Source organism: Pseudomonas baetica (assembly GCF_002813455.1).
Classification (GTDB): domain Bacteria; phylum Pseudomonadota; class Gammaproteobacteria; order Pseudomonadales; family Pseudomonadaceae; genus Aquipseudomonas; species Aquipseudomonas baetica.
The window spans coordinates 3,223,124-3,237,855 of the sequence record NZ_PHHE01000001.1; the positions used below are offsets into that span (position 1 = coordinate 3,223,124).

The 14,732-nt window shown below is 61.0% G+C and carries 11 protein-coding genes; all 11 read right to left on the reverse strand.

Going from position 1 to position 14,732, the window contains the following annotated elements; translation table 11 throughout:
* Nucleotides 1–74 precede the first annotated feature (74 nt).
* The gene (locus ATI02_RS14655) at nt 75–1,628 is read right to left on the reverse strand and encodes an efflux transporter outer membrane subunit (RefSeq protein WP_192886493.1); all 1,554 of its coding nucleotides are present in this window, start codon (nt 1,626–1,628) and stop codon (nt 75–77) included.
* Nucleotides 1,625–2,695: an HlyD family secretion protein gene (locus ATI02_RS14660; RefSeq protein ID WP_100846641.1), complete on the reverse strand. Its 1,071-nt coding sequence runs from the start codon at nt 2,693–2,695 to the stop codon at nt 1,625–1,627. Before ATI02_RS14660 ends, ATI02_RS14655 begins: the two co-directional genes overlap by 4 nt.
* Nucleotides 2,696–2,722: 27 nt before the next feature.
* A complete protein-coding gene (locus ATI02_RS14665; protein WP_100846642.1) occupies nt 2,723–4,261 on the reverse strand; it encodes an MFS transporter in 1,539 nt (512 codons plus the stop codon).
* A 219-nt stretch (nt 4,262–4,480) separates the two neighbouring features.
* Nucleotides 4,481–5,398 (reverse strand): LysR family transcriptional regulator, encoded by a 918-nt coding sequence (locus ATI02_RS14670; RefSeq protein ID WP_095190375.1) that lies wholly within the window; start codon nt 5,396–5,398, stop codon nt 4,481–4,483.
* Nucleotides 5,399–5,571: 173 nt separating this feature from the next.
* Nucleotides 5,572–6,438, reverse strand: coding sequence for an ABC transporter permease (locus ATI02_RS14675; protein ID WP_100846643.1), 867 nt, complete (start codon nt 6,436–6,438; stop codon nt 5,572–5,574).
* A 20-nt stretch (nt 6,439–6,458) separates the two neighbouring features.
* On the reverse strand, nt 6,459–7,319 hold the full coding sequence (locus ATI02_RS14680) for an ABC transporter ATP-binding protein (RefSeq protein ID WP_100846644.1): 861 nt from the start codon (nt 7,317–7,319) through the stop codon (nt 6,459–6,461).
* A gap of 5 nt (nt 7,320–7,324) precedes the next feature.
* Complete coding sequence (locus tag ATI02_RS14685; RefSeq protein WP_095190372.1) at nt 7,325–8,350, reverse strand: ABC transporter substrate-binding protein; 1,026 nt, start codon at nt 8,348–8,350, stop codon at nt 7,325–7,327.
* An 18-nt stretch (nt 8,351–8,368) separates the two neighbouring features.
* Complete coding sequence (locus ATI02_RS14690) at nt 8,369–9,265, reverse strand: TauD/TfdA dioxygenase family protein (RefSeq protein WP_100846645.1); 897 nt, start codon at nt 9,263–9,265, stop codon at nt 8,369–8,371.
* Between the two features lie 373 nt (nt 9,266–9,638).
* Nucleotides 9,639–11,006: an HlyD family type I secretion periplasmic adaptor subunit gene (locus ATI02_RS14700; protein ID WP_095190370.1), complete on the reverse strand. Its 1,368-nt coding sequence runs from the start codon at nt 11,004–11,006 to the stop codon at nt 9,639–9,641.
* On the reverse strand, nt 10,996–13,152 hold the full coding sequence (locus ATI02_RS14705) for a type I secretion system permease/ATPase (protein WP_095190369.1): 2,157 nt from the start codon (nt 13,150–13,152) through the stop codon (nt 10,996–10,998). Before ATI02_RS14705 ends, ATI02_RS14700 begins: the two co-directional genes overlap by 11 nt.
* A gap of 34 nt (nt 13,153–13,186) precedes the next feature.
* Nucleotides 13,187–14,539 (reverse strand): TolC family outer membrane protein, encoded by a 1,353-nt coding sequence (locus ATI02_RS14710; protein WP_095190368.1) that lies wholly within the window; start codon nt 14,537–14,539, stop codon nt 13,187–13,189.
* Nucleotides 14,540–14,732: the final 193 nt, after the last annotated feature.

Consider the following 14,732-nt stretch of genomic DNA (forward strand, 5'->3'; position numbering starts at 1 on the left):
GGACACATCCGCACATTGATCAACATTCAGCCTTGCGTGAGACTCATATGAGTCCACGACAGCGGGGGCCGCAATCAAGCCGGATTATTGGTCACGACTTCTGCCGGATACACCGACTCCCATCCCCCGCCCAGCGCCCGGTACAACCCGACCATCGCCAGCGAAACGCCGGTGGAGCTTTCCACCCACTGTTCCTGCGTCGCCAGCAAGGCGCCTTGCACGGTGAGGACGTTGACGAAATCGACCACGCCTTCGACATATTGCTGTTGCGCGGTGCGCAGGGCGATCTGGTTCTGGCGCACGGCTTCGGCGAGGCTGCCTGCGCGACGTTGGCTGGCGTTGTAGGCCGTCAGTTGATCGTCAATTTCGTGCCAGGCGCGCAGCACCGTTTGCTGGTAGCTGATCGCGGCTTCCTGTTGCTGGGCTTCGCGCAGTTGCAACATGCCGCGCAAGCGTCCGCCGTCAAACAGCGGCAAGCTGAACTGCGGGCCGATACCAAAGGCGCGCGAGCCCCACGAGCCGAAATCACTCAATTGCATGGCTTGCGAACCGAGGTTGCCGGACAGGGTAATACGCGGATAGAAATCACCCTTGGCCACGCCGATGTTGGCGGTGGCGGCGTGCAGTCGCGCCTCGGCCTGACGGATGTCCGGACGGCGTTCGGCCAGTTGTGACGGCAGGCCGATGGCGACTTTGAGCGGCGACTGCGGCACCGCTGCGTCTGTGGATAACGCCTTGGCCAGGGCTTGCGGTGGCTCGCCCATCAACAGGCTGATCGCGTTGATCAGTTGCGATTGGCGTTGTTCCAGCGCCGGCAATCGCGATTCGATGGCCGCAACTTGCGCAGCGGCTTCGGCAACGTCCAGGTCGGTGGCCACACCATCGTTCAGCCGCAGTTGCGAGAGATTCAGGCTGTGGCGAGCGACGTCGAGGTTTTGCTCGGTAACGGCTCGGGTATTCTGCACGCCGCGCAACTGGATGTAGTTCTGTGCGGTGTCGGCGAGGACGGCCAGCAACACGCCGCGACGGTCGTTCTCGGCGACTTCGAGGTTGGCGTCAGCCGCTTCGGTTTCCCGGCGCACACGGCCCCAGAAATCCAGCTCCCACGCGGCAGAAAAACCGGCGTCCCACAGATTGAAAGCGGAGTCACCGTTGTTTCCGGAAGGATCGTTGAGGCCTTCGCCGCTGTTGCGTTTGCGTGCATAGCTGCCGGTAGCGGCGGTGTTCGGGTAACGATCAGCACTGATCACCTGACGCGCCGCGCGGCTTTGTTGCAGGCGGCGGCTGGCCAGTTGCAGGTCGAGGTTGCTCTTCATCGCACGCTGAGTGAGGGCCGAGAGCTGCGGATCGTTAAAGACCTCCCACCAGCGTTCGTTCAGCGGTTCGCTGACGGCTCGGCTGGGGGCGGATTTGGCGGGTTTTGCCCAATCGGCGTTGTGTGTGGTTTCGGGTTTCTGGAAGTCAGGCCCCACTGTGCAGGCGCTGAGACTTACCGCGAGCAGGGCAGCCAAAGCGAGTTGCTGCCAGCGGCCTCTTCGCGAGCAGGCTCGCTCCCACATTTGGGAATGCGTTTCTCCTGTGGGAGCGAGCCTGCTCGCGAAGGCGTCAGTTCGTTCAAAGAAGCTCATCGCTGAGTCACCTCACGCACCGACGTCGCCGAGCTACGCGTATCGATACTCGCCTCCACCGACATCCCCACCCGCAGTCGCTCGGCCAGCGGCTGCCCCGGTGCCAGCACAATCTTCACCGGAATCCGCTGCACCACCTTGGTGAAGTTACCGGTGGCGTTATCCGGTTTCACTGCCGCAAAGGTCACGCCAGTGGCCGGCGCGATGCTTTCGACGCTACCGTTCAGGGCTTCTCCACCGAGACTGTCGACACGCACTTGCACTTGCTGCCCGGGCTGCACATCGGTCAGTTGCGTCTCCTGAAAGTTGGCCACCACATAGGCCTGCTGCAACGGTACCACCGCCAGCAGCTTGCTGCCCGGTGTCACATAGGCGCCGACGCGCACGGCGCGCTCGCCGACCATGCCGTCCTGCGGCGCGGTGATACGCGTGTAGGAGAGTTCGAAACTGGCGATTTCCAGCGCCGCTTGTGCGTGCTTCAACGTGCCTTCGGCGGCATCACGCTGCGCGGTGAGGACTTCGACCTGCTTGCGCTCGGCGGCCAGTTTTGCGCTTGCGGTGTCCAGCCGCGCGGAGGCCTGATCGATACGGGTACGGGCCTGTTGCGCGTTCTGCACGGTGCCGGCGCCGACGCCAGCGAGGTGGTTGTAGCGATTCAATTCCTGCTGGGCGAAGGCCATTTCAGCCTTGGCCGATACCACCGACGCCTGTGCCTGAGCGATCACCGAGGTCTGGCGTTCCAGCGTGGCTTTGGCGTTCTGCAACTGCGCACGGGCGACGAGGGTTTGCGCATCAGCCGCTTCGGCGGCAGCACGCAAATCGCGATCATCGATCAGCGCCAGCAACTGCCCGGCCTTCACCCGCTGGTTGTCTTCCACCAGCACTTCCTTGATGAACCCGGCCACGCGCGGCACCACCAAGGTGAAATCGGCGGAGACGAACGCATCGTTGGTGTTCTGCTGAGTACGTTTGCCAAACAGGCCGGGCACTGCCAGATACAACAGCACGCCTACAGCCAACGCTGCAGCGATAGCCACCGCAAGTTTTTGCTTTGCTTGAGTCGTCATAAAAATTTTCATTGTTCAGTACCGCAATCAGGTCGGTGCGCGCGGCGGGAAAATCCGCGTCGGCAGCCAGAAAATCAGCAGGATCAGCGCTACCGCAACGCCAGCCATGCACACATAGAGATCAGAAGACGTCAGCACCACGGCCTGTTCGTGCAGACGATGGGCAAGGCCCGGATCGCTGCGGTCGGCCAACGGCGAATTGCCGAGGCTGTCGACCAGCATGGTCGAGTGAAAATGCAGACGCGCCGTGGTCAGCGCCTCGAGCATTCCGGTGGCGACCACCGCCGCCAGACCTTTCACAGTGTTGAACCAGGCCGAGGCAAACGGCCCGTCCATTGGCTGGATGCTGCCGGTGGAGAGCATCAGCAGCGGCAGCACCGACATCGGCTGACCAAAGATCTGCAGCCATTGCAGGACGTAGAAATTGTCGCGAATCCACTCCGAAGTCAGCAGCGAGCCACCGAGGCAGGACAGCACCAGCATGCTCAAGCCAATCCCGAGCACCCAGCGGCAATCGACCCAGCGCAGGTTGCACAGCGCCGCCACCAACGGCAGCGCAATCAACTGCGGCAACGCTGCGATGAGCATGATCGGCGCGGTCTGCACCGGGCGATAACCCTGCACTTGCGCCAGATAGCTCGACGGAATCAACACCACCGCTTGCAGCACCACCAACACGCCGGCCAGGGTCATCAGCGCGAACGCCAGGTTGCGGATACCGAGCATCTGTAACTTGAAGAACGGAATCGGCTGCGACCACTCGTTGATCAGAAACGCCACCAGCAGCAGCGATCCGGAGCCGAGCAGCGCGCAGATCAGATTCGACTCGAACCAGTCCAGCCGATTGCCCTGCAACAGGCCGATCACCAGCATGCAGATTGCCGGAAAACCCAGCAGCAGGCCTTTCCAGTTGAACGCCTTGAGGCGCTCAAGGCGCAGCGGATCCTGCGGGATGCCGTAAGCCACCATGAGCATGGCAATCAGGCACGGCCCGATGATTTGCCAGAACGTCCATTGCCAGCCGATGTATTCGGTCCACAAACCGGCCAGCGGCGTACCGAGGCCCGGGCCGAAGGTGGCTGTCAGCGCGTAACCGGCCAGGCCATAAAGCTTGAAATTCGGCGGCAGAAATCGCAGGGCGACGGTCATCAGCATCGGCGGCAACGCGCCGCCAGCCAGACCTTGCAGGGTACGCATCAGCAGCAGGCTTTCGTAGTTCGGGGCGAATGGACTAAGCACACCGAGCAAGGTGAACAGACTGATCGCGCAGAGGGTGAAGCGGCGCAGCGAGAAGGTTACCGAGCACCACGGCGCGAACGCCATGGCTGCGACCGAGGTGGCGGTGTAGCTGGCCACCAGCCAGGTGCCTTCGTCGTAACCGATGTTCAGCGCGCCGCGGATGTCGGCCAGGGCGACCTTGGTCACCATCTCGTTCAGGCCCGATACCAGCACCGCGATCAGCACGCCGACCAGACCGATGATGATCCGTGCCCCGAACGCCGGTGGCGTGGCCGCCGTCGCCGGGCTGGCCGCGACCGTTGGCGCCGGGACCGTCAGGGAGGTCATGAATGCAAACTCCGGAGGGAAAAATACCGGAGCATATTAGTCGGGCTTAGTGCTGACGAAAATTGACTTATTGGCAGGTTATAAGTGCGCCTGACGCAGCAATGAGGATCCCCTGTGGGAGCGGACTTGCTCGCGAAAGCGGTGGGTCATTCAACCTGTGCATTGCCTGACACGACGCCTTCGGGAGCAAGCCCCCTCCCACAAGGATTCGGTGTGGCTTCAGGGTTGCGCGGCAAGCCAGGTCTCATCACAGCAAGTCTTGAGGGTTTCACGCAGCCAGCGGTGCGCCGGATCCTTGTCGAAACGCGGATGCCAGGCCTGAGTCAGCATCAACGTCGGCAGCGGAATCGGCAGATCGAACGAACGCAGTTTCAAGCCCAGTCGCCGCACACTCAGCAGCGCTTCCTTGGGCACCGGCAGGATCAGGTCGGAATCCGGCAAGGCAAACATCGCCGCATGGAAACTCGGCGCAATCACCGCCACCCGCCGCTCCAGACCCAAGGCGTTCAACGCCGTGTCGATGGGCCCGCGGGCGATGCCACGGCGCGACATGCTGATATGGGAGAACCCGGCGTAGCGCTCAGCGGTGATTTCGCCGTCGAGCAGTGGATGATCCTCGCGCACCAGACCAACAAAATGCGTGGAAAACAGGTTCTGGACTTTGACTTCCGGGGTCACCGGGCGGGTGTTGCTGACGCTCAGGTCGATCCGCCCTTCGCGTAGCGCTTCATCGTCGCCATCGCCTTCCGGGACAAAGCGCAGCTCACAGTGCGGTGCCTGCTGGTCGAGCGTGTCGAACAGTTTGCCGCCGTACACACCGATGAAAAAATCGTTGGCGCGGATGCTGAAGCGGCGGCGCAAACTGCTCAACTCCACGGTGTCCGCCGAGCGGAACAAAAGCGCAGCCTGTTCGACCACGTCGCGCACCTGTTCGCGCAATTCCAATGCCTTGGGGGTCGGCACCAGGCCCCGACCGGCGCGCACCAGAATCGGATCACCGATGGCTTCGCGAATCCGCGTCAGGGTCCGACTCATGGCCGCAGGGCTGAGGTTCATCCGCCGCGCCGCGCCAACCACGCTGCCCTCGTCGAGCAAGGCGTCGAGGGCGACCAGAAGGTTCATGTCCGGGAGTTGCATGCTGAGCACTCTTGGTTGATCTGGATTGATCTGCGCGCAATGCTAGCAAACATTCAGCTAATGAGGCGGTGGCCGGACCGACGCTTTCGCGAGCAGGCTCGCTCCCACATGGGAATGCATTTCAAATGTGGGAGCGAGCCTGCTCGCGAAGGGGCCGGTCGGAGCGCCACAAATCAGCGCTGCATACCCCAACGCTTCACCGTCACCCGCTCCAGCGTGTCAAACACCAGATTCTCCACCAGCAAGCCAATCAGAATCACCACCGCCAATCCGGCAAACACCTTGTCGGTATACAGCTCATTGCGATTTTGAAAGATGTACCACCCCAAACCACCCTTGCCACTGGTCGCGCCGAACACCAACTCAGCCGCGATCAACGTGCGCCAGGCAAACGCCCAGCCAATCTTCAAACCGGCAAGAATCGACGGCAACGCCGCAGGAATCAGGATGAACAGCACAAAACGCATGCCCTTGAGCCCATAGTTGCGCCCGGCCATGCGCAGGGTTTCCGACACACCGAGAAAACCGGCATAGGTGTTCAGCGCCAGCGCCCACAGCACCGAATGCACCAGCACGAAAATCAGGCTGTTCTGCCCCAGCCCGAACCACAGCAAGGCCAGCGGCAACAGGGCGATTGCCGGCAGCGGGTTGAACATCGACGTCAGCGTGCTTAACAGATCGCGACCAAACTGGGTCGATACCGCCAGCGTAGTCAGGGCGAAAGCCAGGACGATGCCGATCAGGTAACCCTTGAGCAGCACCACCAGCGATATCCACACCTTGCCCAGCAACTCGCCACTGAGCAGCCCGTCGTACAGCGCATGACTGGTCTGGACAAAACTCGGTAGCAGCAGATCGTTGTTCTGCACCCGGGCAACGATTTCCCACAGCACCGCGAGCAAAATCAGGATCAGGCTTTTGCGCAGCCAGCCCTGTTGCCACAGCCGTTGGCCGAGGGGTAATTCGCGCTCGACCGGCACGCTGGTCAGCGGCTCCAGCACGGTTTCGAATTCTTGTCGTACAGATGATGAATGGCTCATCGGGCAATTCTCCAGGCCGCTCAATAAGCGATGCGAATGTCGTTGAAGTCGTGGTCGCGCTCGGTTTCCGGCGACTGACCTTCATCGAACAACAGCCGATGAATGCGCCGCGCCGATTCCTGAAACGCCACTCCGCCAAGGCTTTGCAGGTTGTATTGATGGCTGTGCACCTCCGCCCTCACCCGCCCCGGATGCGGCGACAGCAACAAGATGCGATTGCCGACCACCAGCGCCTCTTCAATCGAATGCGTAACGAACAACAGGGTGAAGCGCACCTCCTCCCAGAGCAGCAGCAATTCCTCCTGCATCTTGCGCCGGGTCAACGCGTCCAGCGCGGCGAACGGCTCGTCCATCAGGAGGATTTTCGGCTGCATCGCCAGCGCCCGGGCAATCGCCACCCGCGCCTTCATGCCGCCGGAAAGCGTGTGCGGATAGGCATCGGCAAACGCTGCCAGCCCGACCTTTTCCAGATAGTGCAGCGCACGTTCTTCAGCTTCCGTTTTCTTCAGCGTGCGCGAAGCGAGCAGTGGAAACATCACATTCTGTTTGACGGTTTTCCACGGCGGCAGTTGATCGAATTCCTGAAACACCACGATCCGGTCTGGCCCCGGCGCATCGACGCGCCGGCCTTGCAGGCGGATCTCGCCTTCGCAAGGTGCAATGAATCCGGCGACGGCTTTTAACAAGGTCGATTTACCGCAGCCGGACGGACCGAGTAGTACAAAGCGATCCTGCTGATCGACTTCGAAACTGACTTGGTGGGTGGCACGTACCACCCGTTGCGGCGTGCGGTATTCGAGGCTGACTTGATCCACCGCCAGCAGCGCTTGCGTGCTGGCGACCGGGTTGCTGGCCGCGTGGCCTTGCAAAGGGGCGTTCATCTCGATCAGCTCCCTTGCAACGGTTTGGCGTCCTGGAAGAAGTAGTCCTTCCACGATTCAGGCTTGTTCTTGATGGCGCCAACGCGGTAGAGGAATTCCGCCAGTGGGTAGGTATTTTTTGGCGTGACGCTGAATTCGAATTGCGGGTTGTCGATGATTTTCAGCAAGGCGGCGCGGTCGATCTTGGCTTTGGTCACGCGGATGTAAGTGTCGGCTGCCGCACCCTTATCGTTCTGGGCGAATTGCGCGGCTTCGGTCAGTGCTTCGACGAAGGCTTTGTAGGTCTTCGGGTTTTCGTTACGGAATTTCTCGGTGGCGAACAGCACGGTCGGCGAGTTCGGCCCGAGCAGGTCGTAGGTGTTAAGCACGACATGCACGTTCGGATTTTCCAGCGCCTGATCCTGGAACGGTGGATTGGAGAAATGCCCGGTCAACTCGGTGCCGCCAGCGATCAGCGCAGCGGTCGCGTCCGGGTGTGGAACGGCGATGGTGTACTTGTCGAGGCGATTGAACTCCTTGTCGCCCCATTGCTTGGCGGCCGCGTATTGCAGGAAACGCGACTGCACGGAAACACCCACCGCCGGCACCGCGATGCGATCCTTCTCGGTGAAGTCAGCAATGGTTTTGACCTTCGGATTGTTGCTCACCAAGTAGTAAGGAAAGTTGCCCAACGAGGCCACGGCTTTGACGTTCTGTTTGCCGTGGGTACGATCCCAGATGGTCAGCAACGGCCCGACGCCGGCTCCAGCAATGTCGATGGAGCCGGACAACAGCGCATCGTTGACCGCTGCGCCACCGGACAACTGCGTCCAGTCGACCTTGATGTCGAGGCCTTCCTGCTTGCCGTACTTCTCGATCAGGCCCTGATCGCGCACCACGTTGAGCAATAAATAGACAATGCCGAACTGTTCGGCAATGCGGATTTCACCTTCGGCGTGGGCCACGGCCGGCGCTACCAGACTGCCGGCGAGCAGGCTGAAACCCAGGCCAATAGCGGCGGCCAGCGGAGCAAAAGAAAGACGTTTGGACATGATCGAATCTCCGGCAAATCAGAAAGGCGCGTCGCCCTGAATGGTCGTGCGAAACAGCTTGCGGCGCAGGTGCGCGGGGCAACCGGCGGCGAGATGGATCAGCGAGCGGTTGTCCCAGAACACCATGTCGTGGGGCTGCCATTGGTGGCGGTAGATGTTTTGCGGCAAAACGCTGTGGGCGTAGAGCTCGGCGAGCAGCTGTTTGCTCTCGTCTTCGGGCAGGCCAACGATGCGCGTGGTGAAGCCTTCACTGACAAACAAGGCCTTGCGGCCGTTTTCCGGATGGGTGCGCACGATCGGATGGACCACTTCGGCGACCTGAGCCAGTTGCTCGGGGGTCAGGGTCGGGCGCCAGTTGCCTTCGAATTTGGTTTCGCTGTAACGCGCGGTGTAGGAATGCGCGGCGGAGCGACCTTCGACCGCTTTACGCAGCGCTTCAGGCAGGTTGTCCCAGGCCCTGTGCATGTCGGCGAACAGGGTGTCGCCGCCCTCGGACGGCAGTTCCTGCGCATGCAGCATCGAGCCGAGGCTCGGCAGCTCTTTATAGGAAAGGTCGGAGTGCCAGAATTTGCCGGCATCGCCCAGGCCGATGTTCTGGCCGTTTTCGACGATGTTGGAAACGATGAGGATTTCCGGGTGATTGGCCAGCAGGAACTGCTTGAGCACATGGATCTGCAACACGCCGAAGCGGCGGCTGAAATCGATCTGCTGTTGCGGGGTGATGCGCTGGTCGCGGAACACCACGACGTGGTGATCCAGATGCGCGCGGTGGATGCGCGCGAAGTCCTGGTCGTTGACCGGGCGGGTTAGGTCCAGACCAATGATCTCGGCGCCGACGGCACCGCTGAACGGGCGAATCTCGAAGGTTTGCGGCGCGGCGATCGCGGCGCTTGGGGTGGCAGTGGCTGCGGACATCTTTCAATCTCCCACGCACGGCGCGCTCAAGGGCGCGCGCGTCGATCAGAAACTCACGCTGGATTGCGTGTTGGTTCAGGTCGTGCGGCGCGCCGATTGGTCGGCAGGTACGCAGGAGATTGACTTTAAAGCTATAAGAACTGGAAATTAAATACCGTTAATGAATAACGATATGGCGGTTGGTGAGGAATGGACTGGTTGGTGAGTGACGATTTGTGTCACTTACTGACGGAGTTGCGGTTATTTTGCCGACGCCTTCGCGAGCAAGCCCGCTCCCACAGTGGATCCCTGTCGAACACGAAATTCGTGTCCAATGAAGATCAAATGTGGGAGCGGGCTTGCTCGCGAAGAGGCCATCAGCCGCGCTGAAGATCTAGCGCTCGTGCAACGCCTCGGCCCGCGCGCGAATGATCGGCTTGAGCAGATAACTCAACACCGACTTCTTGCCGGTGATGATGTCCACCGACGCGACCATCCCCGGAATGATCAGCAACGGCTTCTCATCGGTGCCCAGGTGGCTGCGCTCGGTGCGCACCTTGATGATGTAGTAGGTGGTTTTCTTGTCTTCGTCGGTGATGGTGTCGGCGCCGATCTGCTCAAGCTGAGCCTTCAGCCCGCCGTAGATGGTGTAGTCATACGCGGTGAATTTCACGATCGCTTCCTGCCCCGGATGCAGGAACGCGATGTCCTGCGGGCGGATCTTGGCTTCGACCAGCAAGGTGTCATCCAGCGGCACGATTTCGACCATGTCGCTGCCCGGCTGGATCACGCCACCGATGGTGTTGACCAGCAGTTTGTTGACGATACCGCGTACTGGCGAGGTGACCAGCGTGCGGCTGACCCGGTCTTCCAGGGCCTTGCCGGTGGCTTGGGCCTTGTTCAGGTCGGTGCGGGCTTCGTTGAGCTGGGTCAGGGCTTCGCTGCGGAATTTGCCGCGGGTCTCGTCGATCTTGCGCTGTACTTCCTTGATCGCCGATTCGGCGCGCGGGATCGCCAAGGTCGTCGCATCAAGCTGGCCGCGGGTTTCCACTTCGGCACGCTTGAGCCGCAAGACTTCCACCGGAGAGACTGCGCCCTGCGCGACCAGCGGCTCGGACATGTTGATTTCCTGGCGTTGCAGCCCGAGTTGCTGGCGGTATTGCGCCTGTTTCGAGGTGAATTCGCGCAACTCCTGCTGACGCTGGATCAACTGCTCCTGCAAGCCGCCGATCTCGTCGTGCAACTGCTGGCGGCGGCTGATGTACAAGGATTCTTCGCTCTTGGCCTGACCCGGTACCGCTTTGACCACGTCTTCCGGGAAATTCAGCGGACGGTCATCGACCTCGGCGCTCAGACGCTCGACCCGCAGCAGCATCGACTGCCGATCAGCTTCGGTTTCGCCGACGTTGGAGGCAAATCGCGTGTCGTCGAGACGAATCAGCGGTGCGCCGGCTTCGACGATCTGACCTTCCTTGACGAACAGTTCGGCGACGATGCCGCCCTCAAGGTTCTGGATTTTCTGGATCTTCGACGAGGGTATTGCCTTGCCATCGCCCTTGGTCACTTCGTCGATCACGGCGAAGTTGGCCCAGAGCATGAGGAAGACGAAGAAGCCGATGATCGCCCAGATCGTCAGGCGCACGACGCGCGGGGCGTCCTCGATCAGCGCCTTGTTGACCTCCGGCAGCGGCTGGCCCTGCAGTGAAGCAGAGCCTTTGAAGTAGCGACGGATCGAATCCTTGAAACCCGACTTAAGCAACACTGATCTGCCCCTTCTTCAACGCTTCCATCACGGCGGCTTTCGGGCCGTCGGCGAGAATCTGCCCGCGATCAATCACCAGCAGACGATCCACTAACGACAGCAGGGATGCCCGGTGCGTCACCAGCACCACGGTCTTGTTTTCAATCACCGCCGCGAGGCGTTGCTTGAGGCGTTCTTCACCGGTGTTGTCCATGGCGCTGGTCGGCTCATCCATCAACAGAATCGGCGGATTGAGCAACAGCGCCCGGGCCAGGGCGACGTTCTGGCGTTGGCCGCCCGACAGGTTTTGCCCGCGCTCGCCCACTTGCAGTTCGTAGCCTTGCGGGTGCAGGCGGGCGAATTCGTGGACACCGGCCAGTTCGGCGGCTTGCAGCACCAGCTCGTCTTCGACATAACGCGCGCCGGAAACCAGGTTGTCACGCAGGGTGCCGGCCAAGAGCTGGATGTCCTGCGGCACGTAGCCGATGTTGTGGCGCAACTCGCTGACGTCGATCTGGCGGATATCAACGCCGTCCACCAGCAACGCGCCGTCGTCCGGCTGATAGAGGCCAACCAGCAGTTTGGCGAGCGAGCTCTTGCCCGAGCCGCTGCGGCCAATGATGCCGATTTTCTCGCCGGGACGAATCACCAGGTTGATGTTCTTCAGCGCCGGGTTCTGTTGCTCCGGGTAGGTGAAATTCAGTTGACGGCATTCGATGGCGCCTTGCAGAACCTTGCGGCTCAGCGGACGCTCTTCGAAATTGCGCTCTTGCGGCAGCTCCATCATCTGGTCGACCGAGGTCATGGTCACCCGCGCCTGCTGATAACGGGTCAGCAGACCGGACAACGATGCCAACGGGCTGAGCGCGCGACCGCTGAGCATGTAGCAGGCAATCAGACCGCCCATGCTCAGGTGGCCATCGATGATCTGGTACACGCCGAAGACGATCATGATCACCCCGGCCAGTTGCTGGATCAGCAGGGTGATGTTCATCGCCAGACCGGAGAGCATTTTCACCCGCAGTTCGAGGCGGCTGAGGGTGCCGATGGTCTGTTCCCACTGGTATTGACGTTCGCTTTCGGCGTTGTTGACCTTGACCGCGTCGAGGCCGGCGAGGGTTTCGATCAGGCTCGACTGGCGCTCGGCGCCGAGGGCCATGGTCCGTTCCATGGTGGCCACCAGCGGCTTCTGCAGCGCGTAACCGATCAGCAGGGCAATCGGAAACGCCAGCACCGGAATCCACACCAGATGCCCGCCGAGAATGGCGATGACGATGAAGATCAGAATGGTGAACGGCAGGTCGATCAGGCTGGTCAGGGTCAGCGAGGCGAGGAAGTCGCGCAGGCTCTGAAACTCGTGGATGTTCTGCGCGAAACTGCCGACACGCGCCGGGCGGTATTTCATGGCCATGCCGACGATGCGCTCAAACAGCGTCGCGGAGATGATCAGGTCGGTTTTCTTCCCGGCCAGATCCAGGCACAGACTGCGCAGGCTCTTGAGGATCAGGTCGAAGATGTAGGCGCCGGTGATGCCCAAGGCGAGCACCCACAGGGTCGCTTCGGCCTGGTTCGGCACCACGCGGTCGTAGACGTTCATCACGAACAGCGGCGCGGCCATGGCGATGATGTTGATCAGGAAACTGGCGGCGATGGCATCGGCGTACAGCCAGCGCGAGCGCTTGAGGGTGTCGCGGAACCACGAACGCGCGCGCGGGATCAGCGTGCCGTGGTTGACGTCGAATTTGTGTTGGGGTTGGGCGAAAAAGACTTTGCCGGTGTAGTCGTCGGCCAGCAGCTCGCGGCCGACCACGGATTCGCCGCCGTCGCTTTCGCTGAGCAGCACCCGTGCTTCGTTTTCACCTTGCCAGCCAAGCAGGATGGCACTGCGGCCGTCCTTGAGCAGCAACAAAGCCGGCATGGCGATTGCCGGAATTTCTTCCAGCTTGCGCTGCAGCACCCGACCTTGCAGGCCGGCGCGAGCCGCCGCGCGGGGCAGCAACTCGACACTCAGACGTTGTTTGGGCAGCGGCAGGCCGGTGGTCAGCATCGCCGCGCTGGCGGGCTTCTGGTGCAGCATGCAAAGGGCGAGCAGACCGTCCAGCAACGGATCGTCGTGCAACGCGCGTGGATCATGACTGAGATGAACTCGACTGACTTCTGATTCCACGCTCGACACTCTTTGGCAATTGAAAAGGGATAACTCAATTCATCCCAGGCAACTGGACCTTGGGCTTCACGTCGTTCTGCACAACGGATGCCAACGGTGCAACCACTCCCTGGCTTCTGAGCAACTCGCCCATGGTCGCCTTGATTCGATACTGAGTAAATAACTGAATGTTTTTGATTTCAGCCAGACGCCGCGAAGCGGTGAACAACTCGTTTTCGCTGTCGAGCAAGTCGAGCAGGGTACGTTCGCCAAGGCTGAACTGACGCTGGTAAGCGGTGCGCACCGAGGTGCTGTGATCGACGTACTGCTGAGCAATCGGCACTTGCGCGTTAGCGTTGTTCAGGGCGTTCCAGGCCAGGCCCAGCTCTTCATTCAACTGACGCAGGGCGTTGTTGCGGATGTCCAGCGCCTGGTTCGACAGGTACGACTTGGATTCCAGATCCGCCTTGTTGCTGCCGCCCGAATACAGGTTGAAGCGCATGCGCAGCATGGCCTGCCATTCGTTGTTGTGACCATTCTGACCGTCGAGATCGTTGTCGGCAGTGCGGCCCAGTTCGGCATCAAAGCGTGGGTAAAAGGTCGACTTGGCGGTTTGGTACTGTTTCTCGGCGGCGGCGATGTCGGATTCGGCCGAACGCAGGATCGGGCTGTTTTCCAGCATTTGCTGACGCGCTTCATTAAGGTTGGCCGGCATCATCGCCATGAAAGGAGCCGGACGCTCCAGCTGATCGGGCATCTGGCCGACAGCGCTGAGGAAGTTGGTTTCGGAGTCAGCCAGATTGGTCTGCTCGGTGATCAGGTTGTTGCGGGCCTGGGCCATCCGCGCTTCGGCCTGATCGAGGTCGGCACCGCTGCCCACGCCGCGCTGGGTGCGCAGCTGGATCTGGTCGTAGATGCGCTGGTGGCTCTTGAGGTTTTCTTCAGCCAGACGCACGAATTCACGGCGGGTCAGCACATCCAGATAAACCTGGGCGACGGTCAGCGCGGTGCGCTCGGAAGTCCCCAGCAGCGAGTAGGCGCGGGAGTTGACGGTGGCTTGTTGACGCCCGACTTCGCTGGACGTCGCAAAACCGTCAAAGACCATTTGCGACAGACGTAAACTTGACTCGCTGCGGTTAAGGGTTTCCCAGTGATTGCCGCCGCCATTGGCCCGGGTGGTCACGCTGTCGGTGCCTTCACGACCATAACCGCCCAGCAGATCGACCTTGGGCAGGTATCCACCTTTAGCTGCCTTTAATTGATAATCCGCAGCCAGACGACTGTTGACCCCTGCCTGGATTTCCGGATGGACATCCAGTGCCTGTTGCATGGCTTCTGGTAAGGATTGTGCTTGGGCAAAAGAGGCGGCGAGTGCGAAGGGTAGAGCCTTGAACAAATGCGAACGCATGGTAACGATTTCCCAGAACTACTTGTCTTGAATCACAGCAAAGAGTGGTGCTGCGGCGGATGATGGCAACCGGAATGACCGTATGTCGGAAAGTTCAAAACAGGAACCGGATCACACGCTAAAGGACAGGTCGCCGCGGAAATATCAATGTGACATTAGTGGGGCGATTGTTTAGGATGGCACCCAGAAGGTC

Bases quoted from the DNA above. Each gene is read 5' to 3' on its own strand.
- ATI02_RS14660 (WP_100846641.1), bottom strand. From the start codon at position 2,695: ATGACGACTCAAGCAAAGCAAAAACTTGCGGTGGCTATCGCTGCAGCG.
- ATI02_RS14685 (WP_095190372.1), bottom strand. From the start codon at position 8,350: ATGTCCAAACGTCTTTCTTTTGCTCCGCTGGCCGCCGCTATTGGCCTG.
- ATI02_RS14690 (WP_100846645.1), bottom strand. From the start codon at position 9,265: ATGTCCGCAGCCACTGCCACCCCAAGCGCCGCGATCGCCGCGCCGCAA.
- ATI02_RS14675 (WP_100846643.1), bottom strand. From the start codon at position 6,438: ATGAGCCATTCATCATCTGTACGACAAGAATTCGAAACCGTGCTGGAG.
- ATI02_RS14680 (WP_100846644.1), bottom strand. From the start codon at position 7,319: ATGAACGCCCCTTTGCAAGGCCACGCGGCCAGCAACCCGGTCGCCAGC.
- ATI02_RS14665 (WP_100846642.1), bottom strand. From the start codon at position 4,261: ATGACCTCCCTGACGGTCCCGGCGCCAACGGTCGCGGCCAGCCCGGCG.
- ATI02_RS14655 (WP_192886493.1), bottom strand. From the start codon at position 1,628: ATGAGCTTCTTTGAACGAACTGACGCCTTCGCGAGCAGGCTCGCTCCC.
- ATI02_RS14670 (WP_095190375.1), bottom strand. From the start codon at position 5,398: ATGCAACTCCCGGACATGAACCTTCTGGTCGCCCTCGACGCCTTGCTC.
- ATI02_RS14710 (WP_095190368.1), bottom strand. From the start codon at position 14,539: ATGCGTTCGCATTTGTTCAAGGCTCTACCCTTCGCACTCGCCGCCTCT.